The following is a 26,444-nucleotide window of genomic DNA, read 5'->3' on the forward strand; positions in this document are numbered from 1 at the left end:
ATTAATGAAAGAAGTATCACAAACGATAGCCGGATACCAACCAATCTCAAAAAATAAACTCTGATATGAAAAAAAACGCATTATTTGCCTTAGCTTTTTCCGTGATCGCATTTGCTTCATGCGGTCAATCCGCCTCTGTTGAAACCAAAGCACCGAACTCTGATTATAAATCAGCTTTTCCCGGACAAACAAGAATCAAGGCTGTAAAAACCAAAACGGCTTACGATTTTAAAGTACTTACCGAAGGTTTGTCTTTCCCGTGGGGTGTGAAAAGCCTTCCTGACGGCAGACTGATCGTAACTGAAAAAGAAGCGGGCAGTTTGAGAATTGTCAACCAGAAAGGAGAATTAAGTAAACCGATTACCGGCTTACCTGCTGTAAACTCTAAAGGACAGGGTGGCTTATTGGGGCTCGTCCTTGACCCGGCTTTCGAACAAAACCGTATGATTTACTGGACTTTCTCGGAAGATGTTGATGGAGGAAACCATACTTCAGTAGCAAAAGGGAAACTTTCGGCTGACGAGTCAAAAATTGAAGGAGCTACCGTTATTTACCGTGCTACTCCTGCTTATAAAGGAGCCCTGCATTATGGAGGCCGTATTCTTTTTGATAAAAGCGGAAACCTTTTTGTCAGCACAGGTGAGCGTTCTGACCTGGCTACCCGCCCGCAGGCTCAGGATCTTAATTCAGCTTTGGGAAAAGTGATCCACATCACGACCGACGGTAAGGCTGTGGCCGGTAATCCTTTTGAAGGAAAGGCAGGAGCAAGACCTGAGTTGTATACTTACGGACACCGGAATGTACAGGGTTTAGCCTTGCATCCTGAAACCGGAGACCTGTGGGAAAATGAGTTCGGACCAAGAGGCGGTGACGAAGTAAACCGTATCCAGGCCGGAAAAAACTACGGCTGGCCGACCATCACTTACGGTATCGAATACAGTGGGAAAAAAGTAGGAGAGGCTATTCAGCAGAAAGCAGGTCTTGAACAACCGGTTTACTACTGGGATCCTTCAGTATCGCCGAGCGGTATGACTTTTTATAGCGGAAACGCCATTCCGGAATGGAAAAATAACCTTTTCATCGGCTGTCTGAGCGGTATGCACATTGCCCGTCTGATTATCCAGAACAATAAAGTGGTGGGAGAAGAACGCTTGCTTGCTGATGAACTTCAGCGTTTCCGTGATGTAACACAAGGAAAAGACGGAGCTCTGTATGCCATCACCGACCAGGGAAGGCTTTACAGAATTGCTAAGAAATAATTACACCGGCGAGGTTTTAAAACCCCAGATAAAAATTTATGAAACGGCTTTAGTCTGACTGACTGGAGCCGTTTTTTTGTGCAGACAGCAGGATGGCCTTGCCGGTTTTTCAAGCCTTGATTTGGCGAAGTTTATAAGGATACAGATATAAAAGAGGTACCGGAGCACTATCCGGTACTTCTGATCAGGGTTTCCGGTTTATGATATCGCCGGGCTTTCTTTCACAGAAATTTCTATGGAAATTGTTTGCAATATTTTATTAATCAAGTGTTTGTGGTCTGTTTAGGTTGACTTGTCACTTTGCCATTCGAAATTCAGTAGGAGACATGCCTACTTTTTGCCTGAACAGCCTGGTGAAGTGTTGCGGATGTTTATAGCCTATTTCAAAAGCTATTTCGCTTATTGATTTACTTTGATCAGATATCTTTTCTTTAGATATATCAATAACTTTGGCTTGTATATAGTCCAGAGCAGGTTTGCCGGTTTCTTTTTTTAATAAATCTCCGAAGTAGTTGGACGATAAATTTAACTGCCCGGCACAATAAGATACAGTCGGCAGGCCAAGAACCTGTGGCTTTTCGGATTGAAAGTAATCCCTGAGTAAGTTCTCAAAACGTATCAGGATATCTTTATTTATAGTTTCTCTTGTAATAAACTGACGATCATAAAAACGGGTGCTATAGTTTAATAGTAGTTCTATATTGCTAATAATCAGTGTCTTACTATGTTTGTCAATGCCGTGCTCAAGTTCTTCCCTGATTTTTTTGAAACATTCAATAACTATCTGCTTCTCTCTTGATGAAACATGAAGAGCTTCATTGGCTTCATAAGAGAAAAACCCGTAGTCATTGATTTTCTTCCCTAAAGCTGTGCCACGGATAAAGTCAGGATGAAATACCAGTACCCAGCCTGTAGGCCGGACCATTTTTTCTTCCGGGGCTTTTATGCCAAAAACCTGCGAAGGAGCAATGAAAAGCATGGTTTCTTCCTGGTAGTCGTATTGATTGCGGCCATACTTAAAATCTTCACACTTTAAGTCCTTCAGAAAAATAACATACAAATCTGAGATATAGCATCTTGCCGGAATCTCAACAGATTTTGACTGATCTAAGACACTCACAAGGGGGTGCAACGTTTCCTGTCCTCTCTGAGAATTAAATTGAGTTACATTGCTTAGCTTTTCGAATTTATGCATAATGATGTTGATCTTCATTCAAATTTAACCGAAATAGCCCAGCTTTCCATATTCTTGAGAGCCCATCCGTAAAACTGGTTTAGAATCCCGTAAAACAGGTAAGTGTAAATGAAAAATTAAGGAGGAACTTTGTAAAAAATCTAAAAATGAAAATTTCAAAACTTGTTTTGACCATTATTCTTTTGGGCGGCGGCCTTAAAATCCTGGCACAGGACACATCAGTTGTTTTTCAAAAGGGTGACAAAGCCCCGGGTAGTTTTTTTACAGGTAATGCCTGGGTCAACGTCCTGGCTCCTGCCGACACTATTTTTAATACACAGGTAGGTAGCGTTACTTTTGAGGCAGGGGCCCGGACGTTCTGGCATTTTCATGAAGGTGGTCAAATCCTTCTTGTAACTGATGGAAAAGGTTATTATCAGGAGAAAGGCAAAGCGAAGCAAACAATTAGAAAGGGAGATGTCATAAAATGTTTACCAGGTACAGAGCACTGGCATGGTGCTTCCAATGAAAGTTCTATGACTCACCTGGCTATAAACACCAACACACAAAAGCCTGTTGTAAGATGGTTGAATGCTGTCACCGACCATGAATACTTATATGGTAAAAAATATCAGGCAAGAGCTCCTGAAACACAGCCATTTGGTGTTGAGGCATTTGGTAAATCAAAAGAGACGGTCATAAGATGGACTGGAAATGCGGGGTTTCTGATTAATAGTCATGGAACCACATTAATGATTGATCCTTTATTAAAGGACTTTGACATGCCTGTAATGATTAATTATCCGATAGCTCCTGAGAATGTACCTCGTTTAGATGCTGTTTTAATTACCCATAGTGACAATGACCATTTCAGCATACCCACCAATAAAGATCTGGCAGCAAATACCAGGGCTTTTCATTCGACATTTTATGTAGATTCTTTAATGAAAAATCTGGGGTGGAAGTCATATGGTCATGCTATCGGAGAAACTTTCAAGCTGGGAAATGTGAAAGTGAAGCTTTCTCCGGCAGACCACCAATGGCAGAATGCTTATAAGGGAGCTGCAAACAGATTTTTCAAAAAAGAAGATTGTACCGGTTTCCTGATTGAAACGCCTGAAGGTACTATCTGGGCCCAGGGAGATTCAAAACTTATGCCTGAACATTTGAAAATGACACCTCCTGATGCAATTCTGTTTGATTTCTCAGATAGTGAGTGGCATTTTACTTTAGCGGGAGCGGTAGAAATTGCCAATGCTTATCCCGATACACCATTATTACTTTCTCACTGGGGAACAGTTGATGCCCCTGATTTTGCACCCTTCAACGGAGATCCTGAAAAGTTAAAAAAACTCATCAGTAATCCTGAGCGGATGGTAATACTTGCTCCGGGACAACCCTATAAATTAAGGCCCTTAAAAAAACAAAACAAAATACAGCAAAATGAAAAAAAGTAACTTCATTTTATTGATGAGTTGTTTACTTATCAGTAGTTATTCTTCAGCCCAGGGGGTTAAAAACAAAGTTATGGAAAGTCATAGGGGAGATTCTGCCAACAGGAAGATGATGATCCGGATTTCAGAGATTGAAATATATCCTGAGTTCCTTACCGAATATAAGAATATTCTGAAAGAAGAGGCAGGAGCATCCGTGAGACTGGAACCCGGAGTGGTGGCCATATTCCCGATGTATCAGAGGGAGGATTCTACCCAGATAAGAATACTCGAAATGTACAGCGACAGGGATGCCTATGAATCGCATCTGAAAACACCGCATTTCCTGAAGTATAAGACTACAACCCTTAAAATGGTCAAATCTCTGAAGCTGGTGGATATGGAAGGGTTTGATTACCAGGTCATACCCCTGATTTTTAAGAAAGCGAAGACTAAATGATCTGGTCAATTTGTTCCCCGGTATTCCAACGGAGAAACCCCTACTTTTTGTTTAAAAAGCCGGGAAAAATGCTGCGGGTATTTGAAACCCAGTTCATAGGCAATTTCACTGATGGATTTCGTGGTGTCCAGTATCCTGTCTTTTGCCGTTTCCAACAGTTTTAAATGGATGAAGTCCAGGGCAGACTTTCCTGTTTCTTTTTTTATCAGGTCTCCGAAGTAGTTAGAGGAAAGATGCAGCTGGTCCGCAAAATAAGAGACTGAGGGTAAACCATCTGTTTTATGTTTTTCGTTCCTGAAAAAGTCATTGAGGATTTCTTCAAATTGCTCTACAATACCATGATTGACATTCTCCCTCGTGATAAACTGCCGGTCATAAAACCTTGAACAATATTTTAACAAAAGCTCCAGATTAGCGACAATCAGCTTTTTGCTGTGTTTGTCAATGTTTTGCCTGATTTCACTTTCGATGTTGTCCAGGCAGATACTTACGGTTGCTTTTTCTTTTTCAGAAAGATGCAGGGCCTCATTTGACTTATAATTGAAAAAAGAATACTCGTTGATTTGTTTGCCTAAGGTCGTGCCTTTGATCATGTCTGCATGGAACACCAGTGCCTTGCCGTACGGCTGATGCCACTCTCCTTCGGGCTCATGCGTAATAACCTGTCCCGGAGCAAAAAACACCATCGTTCCATCAGCATAATCATAGTAATTGTTGCCGTACCGCATATCGCCGCACCTGGTTTCTTTGAGAATAACGGCATAAAACCCCATCATAAACCTGCTCCTTTTTAGCATCCCTGATTTATTCAGATCCACCAGGCTGATGAGAGGATGCAGGCACGGGTTGTTAAAGGTCTCGCTATATTGTCTGATCGTTTCGTATTTCAGCACTTTACTTACTTTTTAATTTAACAATGGTCGAAAATATCAAAATAGTTGATGGCTTTCATTTTAAGCAGTGAAATTGGTATGTAAACCTGTAAAATGTATAAAATATCTTCGTTTTGAATCTGGTAAATTTGCAATAGCTATAGTAAAGATAAGCATAATCAGGGAGAGATACGCGGTTGTGATTGACAGAAAGCAGAAGTAAAAGTTGAAAATAAAAAACAGGATAAATGAAAACATACCATTTGAATATCAATAACAAAGCAGTAAGGGTTGAGGCAGAAGCCGACACACCCATGCTTTGGGTTATCCGGGATTATGTCCATTTGAAAGGAACTAAATTTGGTTGTGGCATGGGGCTTTGCGGGGCTTGTACCATCCACCTGGATGGTCAGCCTGTCCGCTCCTGTCAGACGCCGGTTTCTTCAGTAAAAGCAACGGGTAAAATTACCACCATTGAGGGTATTTCAGCCAATATTGAACATGTGGTGCAGAAAGCCTGGATAGAAGAGCAGGTGCCTCAGTGCGGATATTGTCAGTCAGGCCAGATCATGTCGGCTGTGGCTTTATTAAATACGAATGCAGACCCCACCGATGAAGACATCGACAATTATATGGCAGGAAACATCTGCCGGTGTGGTACTTACCAACGCATCCGTTCGGCCATTCATCTGGCCGCAGCAAGAATGAAATCTGAGTCTGGCAGCCGTGAAAAAAACCTAAAACAATCCTCTCATTAACCTCATGTCAAAGATAAATAATATCCATGTTAACCGCCGTGATTTTTTACGGTATACGGGCTTGTCAGGAGCTGCATTGGTTTTAGGCATTGCCCCGGCCAATGCAGATGAATCTGTTGGGATCAGCAATTTAAGTCTTCTGGAAGAGGGCCATTCACTGAGCCCTTATGTCATTATTGAGAAGTCGGGAAAAATAACGCTTTTCAGCACGAGACCTGAAATGGGGCAGGGAGTCTACCAATCCATTCCGGCCCTGATCGCCGAAGAATTGGAGATTTCGCAGGACCAGTATACCGTTAAGCAAACCGGTGGAGAAAAACAATTCGGCGGAGCACAGTTTGCGGGCGGTAGTTTCTCGGTCCGTTCGGATTACTTTGCCTTAAGAAAAGTGGGAGCTGCCGCCCGGGAAATGCTTATCTCGGCAGCAAGCCGGCAATGGAACGTGCCGGAATCTGAATGCTATGCTGAAAACGCCAGGATTTTTCACAGACCCTCAGGCAAAAGTGCCGGATATGGAGAATTAGCCGAAAGTGCTTCCACGCTGGAAGTTCCGGCAAACCCCCGGCTGAAAGACGCAAAAGATTTCAAACTTCTGGGTAAATCCGTAAAACGTCAGGACATACCCCTGAAAGTGTCGGGAAGGGCCGTCTTTGGTATTGACGTGGAAATACCCGGAATGGTTTATGCTTCTGTAGAGCGTTGCCCGGTCTTTGGTGCCACCCTGAAGGATTATGACAAGTCGGCCAGCCTGAAAGTCCCCGGTGTTGAAAATGTGGTGGAGGTAGAAAAGGTCTTCGGTGTTTATAAAACCAAAGGGGTAGCCGTCATAGCAGGAAACTACTGGTCTGCTTTGAAGGGCCGGAGGGCATTGAAAATAAACTGGGATTACCAGGGAAAAGAGTATTTTAACTCACAGGATTATGCAGCATCACTAAGAAAACTGGCTGAGAAAGAAGGCGTGGTTGATGCAGCTGTCGGTGACTTCGACAAAGGTTTTGCTGAATCAACCAAAAAAATAGAGGCTTTTTATGAAACCCCTTTTGTGTCGCATTCCACGATGGAGGCCATGAATTGTACGGCACACTGGAAAGAGGAGGGCAAACTGGAGGTCTGGGCCTCTACCCAGGTACCTTCAGACACCATGCGTGATCTTACAGGTCGCTATAACTTAAAGGAAGAGAATGTTCTGATCCATACCTGTTTCAACGGCGGAGGGTTCGGCAGAAGGCTGGCCATAGATTTTATCATTGAAGCGGTAAATCTGTCCAAAAGCATTAAAAAACCGGTCAAGCTGATCTGGACAAGGGAAGATGATATGCAGTCAGGTCCTTTCAGACCACCCACTTTTTCATCACTGAAAGGAGGCATTTCAGGCGATGGTAAATTGCTTGCGTTTCAGCACAAAGTGATCTCACCTTCTATCATGGCCTTTTTAAATCCTGATTTTGATAAAACAAAGTTAGATGGCAACATGACGGAGGGAATCAGTCACCAGAAGTATGAAATCCCGAATATGAAAAACCTTTTTGTGTATTCGGATATTCATGTGCCTCTGTTGTGGTGGCGTTCGGTAACCAGTTCAACCCTGGCTTTTTCACATGAGTGTTTCATAGACGAGCTGGCTCACACGGCTGGTAAAGACCCCATGGCTTTCCGCCTGCAAATGCTTACCAAAGCTTCTGATGCCAGACGCGTATTACAGAAACTAAAAGAAGTGTCGGGCTGGGATGTTCCGATGGCAGAAGGCCGGGGCCGGGGCGTGGCACAGTGGGAGTTTTTTGCAGGTTTGGGCGGACAGGTGATTGAGGTGACCAGGCAATCTGATAAATCGGTAAAGATAGATAAAGTATTTGCGGTGATTGACCTGGGAACTGTCGTCAATCCCGATACCGTGAAAGCACAGGTGGAAGGTGCTGTGGTGATGGGCATTACGGCAGCCATTAAAAATGGTATAACCTTTGCCAACGGGAAAACAGAACAAAGCAATTTTCATGATAACCCCGTATTGAGGATCAATGAAATGCCGCCTGTTGAAGTGCATATCCTGGCTGAGGGAGGTGAAAATATCAAAGGCGTCGGAGAGCCGGGACTTCCGCCCGTTGCTCCTGCACTGGCCAATGCCATTTTTGCGGCTACCGGCATTCGTGTCCGCAAAATGCCTTTTGATATAGACAATTTAACATCATGAATACAGAAAAAGATATTTTTGACCGGATGATGAAAGGGGGCATTTTCAGATCCGATGACCCTGAATATCCAAAGATTTTTGAGGCAGTTAACGAAACCATGAAGTTGTCACAAAAGCTCAATGCCGCCACCGACACTAACGAAGTCAGGCAATGGCTAAGTGAAATTATCGGCAACAAAGTAGATGAAACCACTACTTTGTTTATCCCTTTTCATACCAATTTGGGGAGGAATATCAGAATTGGTAAAAATGTTTTTATCAATCATGGATGTACTTTCCTGGACCTGGGAGGCATCACCATTGAAGACGATGCATTGATTGGACCCAATGTACAGCTCATCACCGAAAACCACCCGGTTCACCCTGCAGAGCGGAAAGCACTGGATCTGAAGTCAGTCCTGGTAAAACGGAATGCATGGATAGGGGCCGGGGCGATCATCCTTCCGGGCGTCACTATCGGTGAAAACTCGGTGGTAGCGGCAGGGGCTGTCGTAAACAAAGACGTGCCTGATAACACTATAGCAGGAGGTGTTCCGGCAAAATTCATCAGATCCATTGAAATCTGATTTCAGTAAAAAGAACAGAATAAGCAAAATCAGGTACTATGAAATATTCATTTTTCATCTCTCTTTTGGCTTTCCCTTTTTTAACAGGCTTTGCTTCCTGTGAAAAAGACCAGCCGGCAACAAGCAACAGCAATTCCTCAAACAATGAAAATACTATTCCAATGGGCGGCAAAATAAGAATAAAGGTTGGTGCCGGTACATTTACTGCTACGCTTTTAAACAATGAAACGGCAAATAAATTCAGAGCAATGCTGCCTTTGACCCTCAAAATGAGCGAACTGAACGGTAATGAAAAGTATTTCGATTTAACCGCCAGTTTACCAGGCAACGCTTCAAATCCCGGAACCATACAGTCCGGAGATTTAATGCTTTACGGTGCCAACACCCTTGTACTCTTTTATAAAACTTTCCCTACTTCGTACAGCTATTCAAAAATCGGGCGAATTGATGATGCAACAGGACTTGGGCAGGCATTGGGTAGCAATAGTGTAACCATTACCTTTGAAGTGCAGTGAGGTCGTGATTCCACTGCTTCAATATCAGATAAATCTGCTGAAGCCGGTAAAAGGAGCTTAATAGCCTATGAATATACCTCCGGAACCTGTAAGAAGAGGTTATTAACCTATAATTATACCTTCCGGGCCTATATGGAGAGGTTTTGAACCTATATTTATACCCCCTGGGGCCTATAATTATACCCTCTAGGGCCTATAAGAAGAGGTTATTAACCTATAATTATACCTTCCGAACCTATATGGAGAGGTTTTGAACCTATATTTATACCCTCTGGGACCTATAATTATACCCTCTAGGGCCTATAAGAAGAGGTTATTAACCTATAATTATACCTTCCGAACCTATATGGAGAGGTTTTGAACCTATATTTATACCCCCTGGAACCTATAATTATACCCTCTAGGACCTATAAGAAGAGGTTGTTAACCTATAATTATACCTTCTGAACCTGTACTATGCGGTTCAGGGATGGTCTACTTCCTTCCGAAGCAATTATGCCGCTTACTTAAGAGCTGCATTGAGAAATGTAATCACTTTTGTTTTTAAGTCTTCTGTGTCAAACATCTTCCCGAAGTGAGGAGCGTCTTTTACAATAATCAATTCATTTTTTACCCCGGTCGCTGTCAGCCATCCTGATAATAATTTCGATTGACGGGGAGAAACCATGTCGTCTTTCTCGCCGTGTATGATAAGAAACGGCGGGTCGTTTTTGTCGACATAGGTGACCGGACTTGCGGCTTTTGCCAGATCGGGACGGGAAACAGGGCTTGCTCCCAATAAAATAGCTTCCGGTGCTTTAGGGTCTTCGCTGCTTCCCAATGAGGCCAGTTCGGAAGGCCCGTAATAATCAACCACAGCTTTTATGTTGAACTGCTGCACGGCGTTATGCATAAAAAAGGCCGGAACTTTATTGTTATTAGCCAGGCCCTGCAGAGAGGCCAGGTGTCCTCCGGCTGAGAAACCCATGATGGCGATCCTGTTCTTGTCCAGGTGGTACTTCTCAGCATTTTTACATAGAAATGAAAGGGCCTGGTTGCAGTCCTGGATCTGGGCCGGAAACTGAGCTTGCGAGGCAAAACGGTAATCAACGGACGCTACCGCAATGCCGTTATTGATCAAAGCCGAAATGGTATTGCCCATATAGCCGATGTCGGCATATTTATCGTTTACCAGCCAGCCCCCTCCGTGGATAAAAACCACAAAAGGCACATTGCCCTTTACATCACGGGGCAAATAGATATCTAAAAGATGCTTCTTCAGCGTGTCATTGTTGAAGGGGATATTGCCGTGCAGGATTGTTCCCTGCGGAAAGAGCTTGTACACCCGGTTTTCAGACTGGGAAAAAAGGTCAGATGAAAAGCAGTGAATGACTGCCAGGATGAACAGCAGCTTCCTGCTTGTCATGGCCGGTTTACTGTTCTGAAAAGGAACGTTGATTTTCATTGACTTAGGGATAAATGATTTTCTAAGGCTAAAATAGAAAGTATTTTCCGGATTATGGTCAGTTCAGATTTTTAAACTCATTCGGGGTATAACCCACCCGTTGCTTAAATACCCTCGTGAAGTGTTGCGGGTATTTGAACCCTAATTCGTAGGCAATTTCATTCACGGTTTTATCTGTACCGAACACCTTGTCTTTGGCCACTTCAATGATTTTGGTCTGTATGTATTCTTTTGCCGATTGCCCGGTTTCTTTTTTGATCAGGTCACCGAAATAGTTGGCCGACAAATGAAGCTCTTCTGCAAAATAGGCCACCGAAGGCAAGCCGATATTCTGAGGCTTTTCGGTCAGGAAATACGCATTCAGCAATTCTTCAAACCTCGCCAGAATGCCCTTATGGGGATGATCCCGGGTAATGAACTGACGGTCATAAAAACGTTCGCAGTAATCCAGGAACAATTCGATATTCGAAGCGATCAGCTTCTTGCTGTGCTTGTCAACCGGTTGTTTTAATTCAAATTCTATTTTGTGAAAGCAATCCATGATCATGTGTCTTTCGTCGTCAGACAGGTGCAGGGCTTCGTTGGTCTGGTAGTTGAAAAACTTATAATTCTGCATGGCTTTCCCAAGGGCTGTTCCATGCATAAAGTCGGCGTGAAAAACCAGTCCGTAGCCCATGGGCTGATAAGTCCCTCCCGAGGGATTCTTCATCTCAGCGACCTGTCCCGGAGCAAAAAACACCAGTGTACCTGCCTGATAATCATAATAATGACGGCCATAAACCATATCCCCGCATTTAACATCCTTCAAAAAGACGGTGTATAAACCATATTGAAACCTGATGCTCTCCACATCGCCCCAGGATCTTTCATGGGCTTTTGAAAAATCAATGACGCTTACCAGGGGGTGCAGCGTTTTGTGATTATTAAAGGTGTTGTAATCACTTACATTGTCAATATTTACAATAGTCTCCATAATGATGATGATGTTTCTGACTCAAATTTAAGCCATTATTTTCTCAATAACAGGAAGCCGCCCGGCAATCAGTAAAAATGGTAGAAATACCAGTAATTTTTCTACCTCATTGATAATTAAAACCTTAGACCTTTGTATCGGTAAAAAAAACGAAATCCGTTTCAAACTAAACCTTAAACATGAAAAAAATAATCATAACGTCTTTGTGCTTAATGGCATGTTCCGCATTTGGTCAGCCAACAGAAAACAATACTCCGAAAGTAAAGACAATATCCGGAGTTGTTCGTGGAACAACTGAAGGAGACGTATCTGTTTTCAAGGGCATTCCCTTTGCCTCCCCTCCGGTGGGTGAATTTCGCTGGCGGCCACCACAACCTGTAAAAAACTGGGAAGGAGAGTTAGATGCCAGCAAGTTTGGTCCGAATTGTGCCCAGGCAGGCTGGGGTGCGAAACCTGGTACTATTGCAGAAGGGTCTTCAGAAGACTGCCTTTATCTTAACCTATGGAAACCCGCCGGTGGAACAGCTAAGTCGAAATTACCGGTAATGGTTTGGATTCATGGAGGTGGATTTACCGGCGGGAGTGGTTCAAGTCCGCAAAATTTCGGACACGAATTGACCAGACAAGGTGTGATTCTGGTTAGTATCAATTACCGGTTGGGACGTTTGGGCTTTTTTGCCCACCCGGCTTTGAATGCCGAATTTCCGGGAGAATTGAAAGGGAATTACGGCTACATGGACCAGATTGCCGCTCTGCAATGGATTCAGAATAACATCGCCGCTTTTGGTGGCGACCCGAATAACGTTACTATTTTTGGTTTCTCAGCAGGTGGCGTTTCAGTTCACTCGCTTCTTACTATTCCTAAAGCGAAAGGTCTTTTTCATAAATTAATCGGAGAGTCCAGTGGTGGGCGTGATGGTGTTCTTACGGGAAGACCGATCAGTGGAGAAAATGCTGATGTTCTTTATCATGTTTCAGCAGAAACCATAGGGCTGAATTTTGCGAAAAGGCAAGGAATTGAAGGTAGTGATGCATCAGCATTAGCAAAATTGCGTGCATTAACGGTAGAAAAAATTGTAGATAGCGGCCAGGAAACTGATGGTCAGGGTGGTGTAAGAACCTATTCAGGCCCGATTCTCGATGGAAAACTGGTGGTCGAAACTGCCGAAAGTGCTTATATGGCAGGTCGTCAGTCAAAAATGCCTTTGATGATAGGAAACTGTAGTGCCGAAATCGGGGGAGCTTTTGTGAGCAATGCCAAAACAAAAGAAGCGTTGTTTTCTTCTTTTGGTGACCTGGAAGCAGAGGCAAAAGCCGCCTATGATGCCGATGGAAATAAAAGCTTTAATGAGGTAATCACTCAATTTAATACAGACTGGGTATGGGGAGAACCTGCACGGATGACTGCAAAAGCTTTCCTGGCGAAAAATGCCCCTGTTTATGTTTATCAGTTTGGATATGTACCGCCAGCCGCACAGGCACGTTCACCTTATGGAGCCGGCCATGGTTCAGAAGTTTCATTTGTTTTTAATACCTTAAACGCTCGTTGGGGCCCACCAGCTGAGCCAACCGCCACAGAAAAAGAATTGGCAGGGGTGATGAGCAGGTATTGGACAAACTTTGCTAAAACAGGCAATCCAAATGGACAAGGTTTGCCGGACTGGCCACTTTATGACAATCAAAAACAAAATATTCTTGATGTGGAATTAGATGGCAAAGTCGTAAAAAAACCGGACCCTCGTCAGGCAAGATTCAATGTCGTGGAGAAGGCGATGAAAAACAGAGCTAAAATTCAATCAAGAGGTATTTAAGAAATACCTCTGATTCACAAATTATTTTTTGAATTAACGGCGACCGACGTTTCGCAATAAACAATTATGCAAAAAGTAAAATTAAATAACGGAGTAGAAATGCCCGTTCTCGGGTTCGGTGTCTTTCAGGTAACTGACCTGGCGGAGTGTGAAAGGAGTGTGCTGGAAGCTATACAGACTGGGTACCGCCTGATTGACACCGCTGCTTCTTACAGAAACGAAGAGGCGGTAGGAAAAGCCATTAAAAAGAGCGGCGTTCCGAGGGATGAATTATTTATCACCACCAAGTTGTGGATCCAGTCAAATGGGTATGAAGGAGCTAAAAAAGCTTTCGAAAATTCCATGAGACAATTGCAGCTGGATTACCTTGATTTATACCTGATTCACCAGCCTTTCGGGGATGTTTACGGCTCATGGAGAGCAATGGAGGACTTGTATAAAGAAGGCCGGATAAGGGCCATTGGCGTCAGTAATTTTCAGCCCGACAGGCTTATTGACCTCATCGTTCACCATGAAATTGCACCGGCGGTCAACCAGGTCGAAACACACCCTTTCAATCAGCAAATTGAAAATCAGGATTTTATGGAACAAAACAAGGTTCAGATAGAATCCTGGGGGCCGTTTGCGGAAGGTAAAAATGATTTATTTCAAAATGAGTTATTGGCCTCTGTCGGAAATAAGTACAACAAAACGATTGCCCAGGTAGTGTTGCGTTGGCTTTCGCAAAGAGGCGTGGTGGCTATTCCGAAGTCGGTCCGTAAAGAAAGGATGGAAGAGAATTTCAAAATCTTTGATTTCGAACTGAGCAATGAGGATATGGAGGCCATCAAAACACTCGACACCCGGCAAAGCAGTTTCTTTGACCACCGTGACCCGGCTATTGTGAAATGGCTCGGTGAATACAGGCCGGGTTTATAATATCAATACATTTTAATTTATACTATTAAATATCAATCACTTATGAAAGTATCAATTTCAGGAATATTCGTTTTGCTGTTCGTTACGCAATTTTGTTTCGCACAAAATAAAGAGGAAGAGATCAAAAAACTCTCTAAGGACAAATGGCAATGGATGGCCGATAAAAATGTGGAGCCATTGGCTGCCCTTTTCGACGACAAAGCCGTGTTTGTACACATGGGCGGCTCGTGGGGCAAAGAACAGGAAGTAAACATCATCAAAAGCGGAGGAATACATTACAAAAAAGCAGATGTTCATGAAGTTTCTGTCAATATCATTGATAACACCGCCATTCTTTTGAACAGGATCACCTTGCTGGCAGTGGTAGGAGGCAACGAAGTTACCAACCCTTTTATGGTCACAGAAGTGTACATCAACCAAAAAGGCACCTGGAAACTGGGCTCACTTTCGTTCACAAAATTGATGACTCCCTGAAAAAAACTTATCTTAGTACAACATTATTCAGGATTACCATGAAAATTTATCATTCCCTGGCAGCTGCAACGCTGTTCTCCATACTTCTGAGCTCATGTGCTCAGCATAAAGGCCTTATCGTCATCAAAGAACAAGGCAGTTTTGCTGTCGGTGGTTCGGTCATTACCAACCCCGGCCAGTTTGATCCCATAAAACGGACGCCTGAAGGGCAGACTTTTCACGGCGACCACGCCAATATTGTTTACCAGATTCCGGCAGGTGCCCGCAAACTGCCCCTGGTATTCTGGCATGGCATCGGGCAGTTTTCCAAAACCTGGGAAACCACACCGGACGGACGGGAAGGGTTTAATAATATCTTCCTGAGAAGGAAATTCGGGGTTTACCTGATCAATCAGCCTCGCAGGGGCAATGCCGGCAGAAGCACGGTTGAAGCCACGATTACGCCCACACCTGATGAGCAAACCTGGTTCGGGACTTTCAGGGTGGGTATCGGCTCGGAATATTTTCCCGGGGTGCAATTTGCCAAAGACCCGGAAACTTTAAACCAGTATTTCCGCCAGATGACCCCGAATATCGGTAGTTTTGATACGGAGGTGATTACCAATGCGACGTCTAAGCTCTTTGATAAAATCGGAGCGGGAATCCTGGTGACCCATTCCCATTCAGGAGGATTCGGCTGGGCCACCGCCGTTAAAAACAGCAATGTCAAAGCCATCGCCTCTTATGAGCCGGGAAGCGGCTTCCTTTTTCCGGAAGGAGAAGTGCCTGCACCCATCGCCAGTTCTGCGGGGCCGGTGGCGGCAATAGGAGTTCCCTTGTCTGACTTTATGAAGCTCACAAAGATCCCAATTGTCATCTATTACGGTGATTTTATCCCTGAAAAACCTGATCCTAATCCGGGAGCCGACGGCTGGCGGGCGAGACTTGAAATGGCAAGGCTATGGAGAGATGCCGTAAACAAACATGGCGGCGATGTTACCGTCATTCATTTACCTGAAACAGGTATCAAGGGAAATACCCACTTTCCGTTCTCCGATCTTAACAATATTGAAATAGCAGATCTGCTGTCAGAATGGTTAAAGAAAAAAGGCCTGGATTGATTGGATTCAAAAACAGATATAAGCCCAAAAAGAATACTAAGAGCGAATTAAGGTCTTCCGGACTTTCAATTCGCTTTTAGCGTCAATTTTTCGCTTTAGTGGGCTTACATTAGAATTTCAGACCGGAAGGGTATAAATTTACAGTTATTTTAAGTGGATAAATCATTGAAAACTCCGGAATAAATTGCTGAAGAAATACACTTCATACGAATTACTGCTGATCAGCCTGGTGTCTGCCTTGTTTATTTTATACATTGACCTGACCTGGCTGCCTTTTGAACTACGGGGGCTTGAAAAGCCCGAATGGGTAAAACCTGTAGGGGTTTTCATTGTCCGGTACACCTTCTTTGCCAGCCTGATTTTCATATTGGTGAAGATGAACCTGGAGAATTTAAGCTCTTCAACCTTTAACAAAAGGGTGCTTTACAGTTCATTGATCACCGCCGTTTTTTATGCAGTTTATGGCGGGATTTCATTTTTGATTTTCAGAAAAGTCAGGCATTATGGCAGCCTTGTACTGTTTCAGTTTTTTGTTATTGCTCTTTTAAGCATCCTGATCGGGCACATCATCAGCCTCTATACCGAGAAAAGAAAAAAGGAACAGCAGATTGAGGAATTAACGATTAAAAACCTGCAAAGCCGCTACGATGCCCTGACCAACCAGATCAACCCGCACTTTTTCTTTAATTCACTTAACGGCCTTACTTCACTGATCCGGAAAGGAAATGAAGAAATGACGCTCACTTATGTCAACAAGCTTTCGGATGTTTTCAGGTATATCCTGCAAAGCGACAAAAAAGGGCTCATTACCTTGGGGGAGGAACTCGACTTTGTAGAGGCGTTCCGTTATATGATGGAGGTACGCTTTGCCAACAAATTAAAATTTACGATCAATACCGGTCAGAATACCCTGGTTCACAAATTGCCCGTACTCTCTATTCTTCCTCTTCTTGACAATATTGTGGTGCATAACAGGATAGACAGCGATCATAAAATGGTCGTTAAAATATACATCAATGAACAGAACGAACTGGTGGTTTCCAACCCCATTTATCCGAAACTATCCGTACCCGTAACCAACGGCACCGGCCTGAAAAACCTGGAAAGCCGTTACCTGTTATTGGTCGGTAAACCGGTCAGAATTGAGGATGACGGGAAATTATTCACTGTTTATTTACCACTAAACTAGCCGTTTATGAAGGTGCTGATTGTTGAAGACGAAACCTCTGCCTATGACAGTATAGTGGCTATTCTGAAAGAAATTGATTCGGCTATACAAATCGCAGAAAACACGGAAAGCGTGAGCCAGACCGTTAACTGGCTGAAAGAGAATGCTGCCCCAGACCTTATTTTAATGGATATTCATTTATCAGACGGATCTGCGTTTCTGATATTTGACTACATCGAGGTAGCTGTGCCTATCATTTTTACGACGGCTTATGATGAATACGCGATTGAAGCCTTTAAAGTCAACAGCATCGACTATTTGCTTAAGCCGGTAAAAACGGACGATCTCCGGAGGGCACTTATTAAATTCAGCAGGTGGTCGCCCACTGACCTGGTAATCTATTTGTCCAGGGTATCTCAATTGACTGCCCCCAAACGTTATAAGGACAGGATCTTAATTCCTGTCAGGGATACATTACTCCCTGTAGAAGTGGATAATATCGCTTACTTCTATACCTCAGATAAAACCACATTTATCTGTCTGAGGGATGGTTCCCAATTTCCTTATTCCAGCACTCTGGATCATATCTTTTCTTCTTTGGATCCTGCTCAGTTTTACCGGGCTAACAAACAATACATCGTTACCCGAAGCAACGTTAAAAATATTACGATCTGGTTTGATAACCGCTTACTTTTAACGCTGGATACTGCCGTACCGGAGCCGGTCTACATCAGCAAAAACAGGGCGGCAGATTTTAAAAACTGGATGGTAAACGGGTAAACAAAGAAACCGAAGGAACACAAATTCGTTTTCAGTACCTTTTTTTTCGCTTTAATTCCCTGCTGTATATAGGTAGTGTTTAATTTATTGATATTGCATTAAATACCCGTGATAGCTGAGGGAACAACCATCTGTAAAAATGGTAGGAATATCAGTAATCCGTGTACCTTATTGACAATTAAAACCTTAGAACTTTGTAGCTGTGTAACAGCCTTCAAAACAAGTACAACAATTTTATCTTCTTTTATTATGAAAACATCAGTTTTAGTTTTATCCGCTTTCTTATTCAGTGTACAATTTTGTTTCGCTCAGCAAAATGTGGAGGACGAGATCAGGCAACTTTCCAAGGACAAGTGGCAATGGATGGCGGATAAGAACGTCGACAAGCTTGAACCATTATTTGACAGCAAGTCAAAATTCGTCCATATGAGCGGCACCTGGAAAAAGGACGAGGAACATGACATTATCAAGACCGGAAGGATCTGGTACAAGAACACTACGGTCCATGATACAGCGGTGGAAGTTTCAGGAAACACAGCCATCATCTGGAGCCGGATTACCCTTGAGGCTATCGTCAGGGGAGCTGAGGCAAAAACCGAATTTACGGTTACTGAAGTGTATCAAAAACAAGGCAAAAACTGGAAAATTCTGGCCCTGACCTTCAGCAGTGTGCGGGATACGCATGAGATTAAGAAGTGATTTTTAGAGGAGAAGGGATAAAGGAAAAGGAGAAAGCAGGAGGGAGAAGTGAGAACCAGAAAAGGACAGGGTGTAAGGAAGGGGCGTGGAAAAAAGGGGGCTTTGCTGGGATCATCAATATGGGGTTAATATTCAGGGTTTTTAACCTTTGTGCTTTAAGTTTTATCCTTTTTGAATTAAAAAATAACGGTTTGAAAATCGTAATCAATTGTTTGATTATCATAATTTGTAGTTAGAGTTATTTTGTATCTTTATTAGATTTTATTGAACAATACTAAACATTACCACCTTGGCTAAATTTAATTTAAAAATCAACCAAAAAAACCTTAGTGTGGATGTTGATCCGTCTACCCCGGTTCTCTGGGTCTTACGTGATCATATCGGATTGACCGGCACTAAGTTCGGGTGCGGGATGGCTCAATGTGGAGCTTGTACCATTCATCTGGATGGCAATGCGGTCCGTTCCTGTGTGCTGCCTGTTTCGGCCATAGGCAAACAGGCCATTACGACCATCGAAGGTTTATCTGCTAACGGAACACACCCCGTACAGAAAGCGTGGATCGAACATGACGTGCCTCAATGCGGCTATTGCCAGGCAGGCCAGATCATGAGTGCTTCGTCATTATTGAAAAGTAATCCCAAACCAACAGACGAAGAGATAGATGCTGCCATGAGTGGTAACATCTGCCGTTGCGGAACCTACTTAAGAATCAGGGAAGCCATTAAGACTGCTGCCTCAAAATAACCAGCGGCATATATCTTATACACCATGTAAACAGCTGATTAAAAAATGAAAACAGTTAAAACGACTTATGACAGACGCTCCTTTCTGAAAGCTTCTTTACTTTCAGGCGGCGGAATGCTATTGAGCATAGGCTCTTTGTCAGGTTTTAAGTCTGACGACATTTTTAACAGCGATGATCCTCAAAAGGGCTGGAACGAACTTAACGGGTTTGTAAAAATTACGGCGGATAACGTGATAAAAATCATGTCACCCAATCCGGAAGGAGGGCAAGGTGTGAAAACGTCGATGCCCATGATCGTGGCAGAGGAGCTTGATGTTGATTTTTCGAAGATCATCATCGAACAGGCGGATTTAAATACCAAGCATTTCACCCGGCAATTTATCGGAGGCAGCCAGGCCATTCATCAGGGCTGGCAACCACTGCGTATGGCAGGAGCTACGGCCCGGCATATGCTCAGGGAAGCCGCTGCAAAAACATGGAATGTGCCGTTTGAAGAAGTAAGTACCGGATCCGGCGTTTTGTATCATAAAAAATCCGGAAAATCAGCTACATATGGCGAAATGGCCACTGCTGCTGTCCAAATGCCGGTTCCTAAAGAAGTAAAGTTGAAAGATATCAAAGACTTCAGGATCATCGGAAAGAGCCAGCACAATGTTGATCTGAAAAAAATTGTTTCCGGCCAGCCTTTATTCGGGATCGATACCCGGAAAGAAGGGATGATGATTGCGATGATCATACACCCTCCTGCCTTTGGCCTGAAGTTTAAATCAATAGCAAACGGCAGTGCAGTAAGTAAAATGAAAGGGGTTGCAGACATCTTTCCTGTGAAGATTTATAATGAGGGTTACGAAAGAACCTTTTTTGATACTGCGACATTCAATGAAGTGGTTGCCGTTGTTGGCAAAACCACCTGGGAAGTAATACAGGCGAAAAAAGCCCTGAAAATTGAATGGGAGCCTTTTGAAAGCTACACCCAGCCCAGGAATATGCTGGGTAGAAAGCAAATGGAAAATGTACCCGGTGGGCTGGAAGATTCTACGCAGCATACGGCTGTGCTGGCAGAGCGTTTAAGTCAGCCTGCCACTGTCCGCCGCAAAGACGGAGACGTGGAAGCGGCGTTTAAAGGTGCTGCCAAGGTTATAGAACGTGTGTATAACGCCCCTTTTTTAGCCCATAATTGTATGGAGCCGATGAATTTTTTCGCTCATGTAACGAATGAAAAAGCTGAATTGTCGGGACCACTTCAAAAACCTGAATTTACAGAACAGGCTCTTTCGGCACGTTTGGGTATGCCGCTGGAGAAAATTGACATTCAAATGACCCGTCTGGGCGGGGGATTCGGCAGAAGGTCATATGCCCACTGGCTGATTGAAGCCGCTCTTATTTCACAAAAGGTAAAAGCACCCGTCAAGTTGATTTATACCCGTGAGGACGACATGACTTCGGGCATTTACCGCTCGACCTATACCGCCCGTTATCGGGCAGCCCTTGACGCTAATAATCAACTGATCGGTTTTCATGTCAAAGCAGGGGGAGCACCCGAGTCTCCTTTGTACCCTAACCGTTTCCCTGCAGGAGCAGTGGATAATTACCTGGCTGAAGATTTTACGGTGGATTCGAATATCACCGTTGGTTCATACCGTGCCCCGCGATCTAATTTCATGGCAGCAGCCGAGCAATCATTTCTTGATGAAGTGGCTGAAACGGCCGGCAAAGACCCAATAGCCTTCAGGCTGGAATTACTGAAAAGGGCCAAAGAGAAACCCGTCGGTAAAAACAATGACTATGAGCCCGAACGCTTTGCCAATGTTTTAAACCTGGTCAGAGAAAAAGCAGATTGGGACAACCTAAAGACCTCAAAAAAACTAGGGTTCTCAGCTTATTTCTGTCATGATTCCTATGCCGCTCATGTGCTGGATTTAGAAATGAAAGACGACTCTGTACTGATTAATAAAGTATGGTGTGCCATCGACTGCGGCATTGTTATCAATCCTGATGCCGCCAAAAACATGGCAGAGGGAGGTATTGTTGATGCTGTAGGAGCCGCTATGTATGGCAAAATGACTTTTACCAAGGGAGTTCCGGATGCTGATAATTTTCACAATTTCAGGATGATCCGTCATAACGAAGCCCCAAAGCAAATAGAAGTTCACTTTGTAGAAAATGACATTGACCCATCGGGCATGGGTGAACCAGCCTATCCGCCGGTATACGGAGCCCTGGCCAATGCTTTGTATAAAGCCACCGGAAAGCGTTTTTATAATCAACCTTTCAATGACTATATTATTTAAGAATAAGAAGTACCAAAACATTAACCTTAATCTGATCAGAAATGGAAAATAATAACCAATATAGCAGGCGTTCCTTTTTAAAGTCTTCTGCCCTTACAGGCGGTGGATTTCTCTTGAGCATGACCTGGTTTGCCAAAGTCAGTGCTGCGGGCAAGCCTGGTGAAGCAGCCCTGATGCCCGAGTGGCAGGAACTGAATGGATACATAAAAATTACGCCGGATAATGTCATCAAGCTCATTTGTCCCAATCCGGAATTCGGACAAAACGTGATGACTTCGCTGCCGATGATGGTGGCTGAAGAACTGGACGTAGACTGGAAAAATGTAGTGGTGGAAATGGGCCCTCATGACAGTGTCAAATTAGGTCCGCAGTTTACAGGCGGAAGTAACTCGATAAGGATGTACTGGAAACCCTTGCGGACTGCCGGTGCTTCAGCCAGGCAAATGCTCATTGAAGCCGCTGCCCAAACCTGGGGTGTTCCGGCCGGAGAAATCACCACAAAAGCAGGTGTTTTATCTCACAAGGGTGGAAAATCAGCGAAATATGGAGAAATGGCCGCGAAAGCAGCTACTATCCCTGTGCCTAAGGATGTAAAACTGAAATCTCCTAAGGATTTTACCATCATCAGAAACTCAAAGAAAAACAGTGAAGGACAAAAAATAATCACCGGTAAACCTCTTTTTGGAATGGATTACAAGGTCGATGGTATGCTGATCGCTATGATTCAGCATCCGCCTGCCTTCGGAATGAAGCTTAAGTCGTTTGATGCTTCACAAGCCCTTAAAATGCCGGGCATCAAAGATGTTTTCACCATAAGATTATATGAAGAAGGTTTCGAACAAGGCGGTTTTGATACCCGTACCTTCAATGAATTACTGGTTATCACCGGCAAAACAACCTGGGAAGTGATGAACGCCCGTAAAAAGCTGCTGGCTCAGTGGGAGCCTGCCGGCGACATTAAAGAAACCATGATGGGCAGGGGCGGAAAGAGAGAAGTTGTTGTGCCCGGAAGGCTTGAAAATACAGGTGCCCAGCTTGAAATGATGCAGGAATATGCCAAAAAACCGGCTCAGTTGTTAAGAAAAGACGGTGATCCTGAAACGGCCTTCAAAAATGCGGCTCAGATCATCGAACGCACCTACAACGCCCCGTTTCTGGCCCATAACTGTATGGAGCCGATGAACTTCTTCGCTCATGTGACCGATGAAAAAGCTCTGGTGGCGGGTCCTTTGCAGGCACCGGGCTGGGTGGAGCCCACTTTATCGAAATTATTGAAACTTCCGCCTGAAAAGATCGAGATACAGATGACACGTATGGGTGGCGGATTCGGTCGCCGGGCCTATGGTCAGTATGTTTATGAAGCAGCGATGATCTCCAAACACGCCAAGGCTCCTGTCAAACTGATGTACACCCGTGAAGATGATATGACTTACGGCATCTACCGGCCGATGTACACGGCTACTTACCGTGCCGCCCTGGATGAAAATAAAAACCTGATTGGTTTTCATGTGAAAGGTGGTGGGATTCCTGAGAACGCCATACATGCCAACCGTTTTCCTGCCGGGGCTGTGGACAATTACCTGGCCGAAGGCTGGGAGATTTCTTCCAACATCACCATTGGAGCTTTCCGTGCACCGCGGTCTAACTTCAACGCAGCGGCTGAGCAATCATTCTTGGATGAAGTCGCTGAGGCCATGGGTAAAGACCCGATAGCCTTCCGCCTGGAGCTATTAAAACGTTCCAAAGAAAATCCGGTAGGAAAAAACAATGAATATGATGCGGGCAGGTACGCAGGTGTGCTGGAACTGGTAAGAGATAAATCCGGTTGGGGCAAGCCCGAAAACAAAGGTAAAAAAAGGGGCGTGGCGGCTTATTTCTGTCACAACTCTTATGCCGCACACATCGTGGACATGGTGGAGAGAGACGGCGAGCCTTACGTGGAAAGTGTAACCAGTGCCATTGACTGCGGCATTGTGATCAATCCGGATGCGGCTGCCAACATGGTGCAGGGAGCTGTGGTGGACGGTATCGGCAATGCACTTTACGGGGCTTTAACGCACAAAAACGGTGCTGCAGAGCAAACCAATTTTAATAATTATCGCATCATTCGCTATAATGAGGCTCCGAAGAATATCGATGTGCATTTTGTTCAGAACGACATTGACCCGACAGGTCTGGGAGAACCGCCTTTCCCGCCGGTGTTCGGGGCTGTGGCCAATGCATTGTACAAATCAACAGGAAAAAGGCATTATAACCAGCCGTATGCGGGCGAGTTTCCTAAGAATAGTTAAAGCCATTTCTGTCACGAATACATAGTATAGTTTGTGTTCGTGGCATTTACTTTACTGGAATAAATTCAAGCAGGTTATACATTTTTGTCGTTAAATATTCAGACATCTTCAAAAAGACGGTATAGCATTGAAAAGATTAAGATCATTTACAGCCTTAATTGTAAGTTCTTTATGCGTCATTTCATCCTGCGTTAAGGCTCAGGATTCTGCGGAGAAAATACAGCCTGTATCTTCAGACAAAATACTGATCGTGTATTTATCAAGGACCAAAAATACCAAAGTCATAGCCGGAATGATAAAAGGCAATGTGGGCGGCAGGATGGTCGAACTGGAACTACAGACGCCCTATCCGGAAGATTATAAGGCTATTGTGGACCAGGTAGCCGCCGAAAATGCCAGTGGTTTTCTGCCGCCGCTCAAAACTCAGATAGAAGACATCAGTCAATACGAGGTCATCTTTGTCGGCTTTCCGACCTGGGGAATGCAGCTGCCACCGCCCATGAAAAGCTTTTTAAAGCAATATGACCTGAGCGGAAAGACCGTTGTGCCATTTAATACCAATGCGGGTTACGGCACCGGTAGCAGTTTTCAGGCGGTAAAAAACCTGGCCCCGAAAAGTAAAGTGCCGGAAGGATTTACCACCAGAGGCGGTATCGAAAGAGATGGGATACTGTTTGTGATGGAAGGAGAGCGGGAGGTACAGGCACAAGCTGAAGTGAGAAAATGGTTACAAAAAATCGGTGCGTCGAAATAGGAGAGTTCAGAGCTGAGGTGCATACTTTAATTTTATGAGAGGAAGTTTTAACCTGATTTAAGAAACCAGGTTAAAATTGTAAAAAAAGAGAACACTTCCCCGGTTTCCGGGGAAAGTGTTTTAAAGTTATATCAAACCTGCGGACTGCTTTTTTTACATTTTACTAAGAAGAAGGGGTAGGTCTCATCGACTTCCATGATTTCAAACAATCCGGCTTTTTTAAATTCGGCATCGACAGATTCCCTGTCATAAAAGAACATTTTAACACCGTCAAATACCTCATAACGGTTCCTGCTGATCTTCTTACCCCGGCCATAAGTGCGGGCTGCTTTCGAAATGGCTGTAAACACCATGTAACTATTCTCGGCTAACTGATTATAGCAGTCGCGGATGAGTTTTCGCCTTTCACCGGCGTTCAGCAGGTGAATCAGGGCGTAGCAGAATATGCCGTCATATTGGTGATGGTCAAACGGCATGTCTGTTACTGATCCGTGGTGAATGGTCATCTCTTTGCCGTAATGCTTCCGGGCCATTTCAATGGCTGTTTTTGAGATCTCAATTCCCGTTACGGCTATCCCCTGGTCTCTGAAAACCTGTGCGTTCCGCCCGTAGCCGATTCCGGGAATAAGGATGTTTTTCACTGATTCCCGGACAAAGAAATCTTTGGTCAATACCGCAGACCTGGAGGGCTCAAAACCCCACATTTCCTGATTTTTGATAAAACTGGATTCCCAGAATTCTGTCATCACTTTGCCGTTTATTGACATACTTTGTCTTCCAAAATACCGCTGCTAAACCCTAAGTTGTTTACCAGTGATATGATATTTTCCGGATTGATGACAGGCCCTCCCACCCTCAGAATGTTATGTCCGCAGGGAAAGGGAGCTTCTGAAGCACCCGCATCAAAATTAATAATCAATTCAGGAAAGCTCTCTTCAAGAATTTTCAGCACACTTTCTGCCTGGATCTGGTCCGGGATATTGGTAATAAAAACTTCTGTCATCATTGAATCCGGATTAAAATGGCCCCTTTGGGTGTTATTTTTTACAAAAAACTCCTGCAAAGTTAAGGATTGGTTTTATTTGTGCAACATTGTTGCATATTAATTCTTCTTACCAACAGAAATAGAATGTGCTGCAGAGTTAAGGCCGGCAATCTGTGCTTCTGTCAGGCCTCCTGAATTGATCAGTACATGATTATTCATTCCGGCTTTTATCTGACCTGTATCTTAAACTGTTTGTAAATATTCTGAATATCAATGTATATTTACACACTAATTCTCTGGACCATTGTTGAATATTAAAGAAACCGATGAATAAAATCACTTGTTTCCTCGTGGATGATGATCCGGACGACCGTGATCTTTTTGGAATGGCACTGAAGGATGTCGATGAGTCTATAGAACTTATGCATGCTGAAAATTGTGTGGAAGCTCTTAAAATACTGAAAGCAGACAATGTGAAAATTCCTGATTTTATATTTCTGGATCTCAATATGCCGTTTATGAACGGGAAGGAATGTCTGGATGAGCTGAAAAAAACCGCTCATCTGAAAGATATTCCTGTGATCATCTACAGCACCTCATCGTATGCAAAAGACCTGGAGGATACCCGCAAGAAGGGGGCTACACACTTTCTCAGCAAAACTTCGAACTTTGATGATCTGATAAAGATATTGATGGCCCTTTTCAGAAAAGAACCGTTGCCGTTTTCTTTGACTTACAGAAACTGACAGGCTAAACGACAGTTCATTCATTTAAAATCTCCGTTT

At 43.9% G+C, this 26,444-nt stretch carries 25 protein-coding genes; 19 read left to right on the top strand and 6 right to left on the bottom strand.

The features are described 5' to 3' along the window. The first annotated feature begins 65 nt into the window (after positions 1-65). Positions 66-1,259: a PQQ-dependent sugar dehydrogenase gene (locus GVN16_RS09475; protein WP_166563643.1), complete on the top strand. Its 1,194-nt coding sequence runs from the start codon at positions 66-68 to the stop codon at positions 1,257-1,259. Between the two features lie 295 nt (positions 1,260-1,554). Here GVN16_RS09475 and GVN16_RS09480 read toward each other — a convergent pair whose 3' ends face one another. Continuing rightward, positions 1,555-2,472: an AraC family transcriptional regulator gene (locus GVN16_RS09480; protein ID WP_229244113.1), complete on the bottom strand. Its 918-nt coding sequence runs from the start codon at positions 2,470-2,472 to the stop codon at positions 1,555-1,557. 128 nt (positions 2,473-2,600) lie between these two features. Here GVN16_RS09480 and GVN16_RS09485 point away from each other — a divergent pair, with 128 nt between their 5' ends. Both GVN16_RS09485 and GVN16_RS09490 read left to right on the top strand, forming a co-directional pair. After that, on the top strand, positions 2,601-3,890 hold the full coding sequence (locus tag GVN16_RS09485) for an MBL fold metallo-hydrolase (RefSeq protein WP_166563644.1): 1,290 nt from the start codon (positions 2,601-2,603) through the stop codon (positions 3,888-3,890). Positions 3,891-3,960: 70 nt separating this feature from the next. Beyond that, on the top strand, positions 3,961-4,326 hold the full coding sequence (locus tag GVN16_RS09490; RefSeq protein ID WP_229244114.1) for a putative quinol monooxygenase: 366 nt from the start codon (positions 3,961-3,963) through the stop codon (positions 4,324-4,326). 5 nt (positions 4,327-4,331) lie between these two features. On the opposite strand, the gene GVN16_RS09495 is transcribed toward GVN16_RS09490, so the two are convergent. Beyond that, positions 4,332-5,219 (bottom strand): helix-turn-helix transcriptional regulator, encoded by an 888-nt coding sequence (locus tag GVN16_RS09495; protein WP_310587423.1) that lies wholly within the window; start codon positions 5,217-5,219, stop codon positions 4,332-4,334. Between the two features lie 227 nt (positions 5,220-5,446). Here GVN16_RS09495 and GVN16_RS09500 point away from each other — a divergent pair, with 227 nt between their 5' ends. Genes GVN16_RS09500 through GVN16_RS09515 form a run of 4 tightly spaced genes read left to right on the top strand, consistent with a single transcriptional unit; the run spans position 5,447 to position 9,225 of the window. After that, entirely contained in the window at positions 5,447-5,956 is a 510-nt protein-coding gene (locus GVN16_RS09500) for a (2Fe-2S)-binding protein (RefSeq protein WP_166563646.1), read from the top strand. A gap of 4 nt (positions 5,957-5,960) precedes the next feature. Beyond that, entirely contained in the window at positions 5,961-8,144 is a 2,184-nt protein-coding gene (locus GVN16_RS09505; protein WP_166563647.1) for a xanthine dehydrogenase family protein molybdopterin-binding subunit, read from the top strand. Next, positions 8,141-8,710: a sugar O-acetyltransferase gene (locus GVN16_RS09510; RefSeq protein ID WP_166563648.1), complete on the top strand. Its 570-nt coding sequence runs from the start codon at positions 8,141-8,143 to the stop codon at positions 8,708-8,710. The genes GVN16_RS09505 and GVN16_RS09510 overlap by 4 nt, the downstream gene beginning before the upstream one ends. 38 nt (positions 8,711-8,748) lie before the next feature. Continuing rightward, the gene (locus GVN16_RS09515) at positions 8,749-9,225 is read left to right on the top strand and encodes a cyclophilin-like fold protein (RefSeq protein ID WP_166563649.1); all 477 of its coding nucleotides are present in this window, start codon (positions 8,749-8,751) and stop codon (positions 9,223-9,225) included. Between the two features lie 502 nt (positions 9,226-9,727). Here GVN16_RS09515 and GVN16_RS09520 read toward each other — a convergent pair. Then, complete coding sequence (locus GVN16_RS09520; protein ID WP_229244115.1) at positions 9,728-10,669, bottom strand: alpha/beta hydrolase; 942 nt, start codon at positions 10,667-10,669, stop codon at positions 9,728-9,730. Between the two features lie 58 nt (positions 10,670-10,727). Continuing rightward, entirely contained in the window at positions 10,728-11,642 is a 915-nt protein-coding gene (locus GVN16_RS09525; RefSeq protein WP_166563650.1) for an AraC family transcriptional regulator, read from the bottom strand. A gap of 179 nt (positions 11,643-11,821) precedes the next feature. Between GVN16_RS09525 and GVN16_RS09530 the strand changes: the two genes are divergently transcribed. From GVN16_RS09530 to GVN16_RS09580, 11 genes are all read left to right on the top strand, one after another. Continuing rightward, positions 11,822-13,453, top strand: coding sequence for a carboxylesterase/lipase family protein (locus GVN16_RS09530; RefSeq protein ID WP_166563651.1), 1,632 nt, complete (start codon positions 11,822-11,824; stop codon positions 13,451-13,453). 66 nt (positions 13,454-13,519) lie between these two features. After that, the gene (locus GVN16_RS09535) at positions 13,520-14,371 is read left to right on the top strand and encodes an aldo/keto reductase (protein ID WP_166563652.1); all 852 of its coding nucleotides are present in this window, start codon (positions 13,520-13,522) and stop codon (positions 14,369-14,371) included. A 42-nt stretch (positions 14,372-14,413) separates the two neighbouring features. Then, positions 14,414-14,845 carry a nuclear transport factor 2 family protein gene (locus GVN16_RS09540; RefSeq protein WP_166563653.1) on the top strand — a complete coding sequence of 144 codons (432 nt, stop codon included), beginning with the start codon at positions 14,414-14,416 and terminating at the stop codon, positions 14,843-14,845. A 38-nt stretch (positions 14,846-14,883) separates the two neighbouring features. After that, positions 14,884-15,945 carry an alpha/beta fold hydrolase gene (locus GVN16_RS09545; RefSeq protein ID WP_166563654.1) on the top strand — a complete coding sequence of 354 codons (1,062 nt, stop codon included), beginning with the start codon at positions 14,884-14,886 and terminating at the stop codon, positions 15,943-15,945. A gap of 184 nt (positions 15,946-16,129) precedes the next feature. After that, positions 16,130-17,134 carry a sensor histidine kinase gene (locus GVN16_RS09550; protein ID WP_166563655.1) on the top strand — a complete coding sequence of 335 codons (1,005 nt, stop codon included), beginning with the start codon at positions 16,130-16,132 and terminating at the stop codon, positions 17,132-17,134. 6 nt (positions 17,135-17,140) lie between these two features. After that, positions 17,141-17,893 (top strand): LytTR family DNA-binding domain-containing protein, encoded by a 753-nt coding sequence (locus GVN16_RS09555; protein ID WP_166563656.1) that lies wholly within the window; start codon positions 17,141-17,143, stop codon positions 17,891-17,893. A 249-nt stretch (positions 17,894-18,142) separates the two neighbouring features. After that, positions 18,143-18,592 (top strand): nuclear transport factor 2 family protein, encoded by a 450-nt coding sequence (locus tag GVN16_RS09560; RefSeq protein WP_166563657.1) that lies wholly within the window; start codon positions 18,143-18,145, stop codon positions 18,590-18,592. A gap of 289 nt (positions 18,593-18,881) precedes the next feature. Then, positions 18,882-19,337 carry a (2Fe-2S)-binding protein gene (locus GVN16_RS09565; protein ID WP_166563658.1) on the top strand — a complete coding sequence of 152 codons (456 nt, stop codon included), beginning with the start codon at positions 18,882-18,884 and terminating at the stop codon, positions 19,335-19,337. 45 nt (positions 19,338-19,382) lie between these two features. Beyond that, positions 19,383-21,629, top strand: coding sequence for a molybdopterin cofactor-binding domain-containing protein (locus tag GVN16_RS09570; protein WP_166563659.1), 2,247 nt, complete (start codon positions 19,383-19,385; stop codon positions 21,627-21,629). A 41-nt stretch (positions 21,630-21,670) separates the two neighbouring features. Beyond that, the gene (locus tag GVN16_RS09575) at positions 21,671-23,920 is read left to right on the top strand and encodes a xanthine dehydrogenase family protein molybdopterin-binding subunit (RefSeq protein ID WP_166563660.1); all 2,250 of its coding nucleotides are present in this window, start codon (positions 21,671-21,673) and stop codon (positions 23,918-23,920) included. A gap of 127 nt (positions 23,921-24,047) precedes the next feature. Further along, on the top strand, positions 24,048-24,674 hold the full coding sequence (locus tag GVN16_RS09580) for a flavodoxin (RefSeq protein ID WP_166563661.1): 627 nt from the start codon (positions 24,048-24,050) through the stop codon (positions 24,672-24,674). Between the two features lie 131 nt (positions 24,675-24,805). Here the strand turns inward: GVN16_RS09580 and GVN16_RS09585 are convergent, their stop codons facing one another. Together GVN16_RS09585 and GVN16_RS09590 are read right to left on the bottom strand one after the other, a co-directional pair. Beyond that, positions 24,806-25,420, bottom strand: coding sequence for a bifunctional 2-polyprenyl-6-hydroxyphenol methylase/3-demethylubiquinol 3-O-methyltransferase UbiG (locus GVN16_RS09585; RefSeq protein WP_166563662.1), 615 nt, complete (start codon positions 25,418-25,420; stop codon positions 24,806-24,808). Positions 25,421-25,431: 11 nt separating this feature from the next. Beyond that, complete coding sequence (locus GVN16_RS09590; RefSeq protein WP_229244116.1) at positions 25,432-25,680, bottom strand: hypothetical protein; 249 nt, start codon at positions 25,678-25,680, stop codon at positions 25,432-25,434. Between the two features lie 305 nt (positions 25,681-25,985). Between GVN16_RS09590 and GVN16_RS09595 the strand changes: the two genes are divergently transcribed. Further along, positions 25,986-26,405, top strand: a complete 420-nt coding sequence (locus tag GVN16_RS09595) for a response regulator (protein WP_166563663.1) — start codon at positions 25,986-25,988, stop codon at positions 26,403-26,405. Positions 26,406-26,444: the final 39 nt, after the last annotated feature.

Origin of the sequence: Emticicia sp. CRIBPO (assembly GCF_009905725.1) — a bacterium.
Classification (GTDB): domain Bacteria; phylum Bacteroidota; class Bacteroidia; order Cytophagales; family Spirosomataceae; genus Leadbetterella.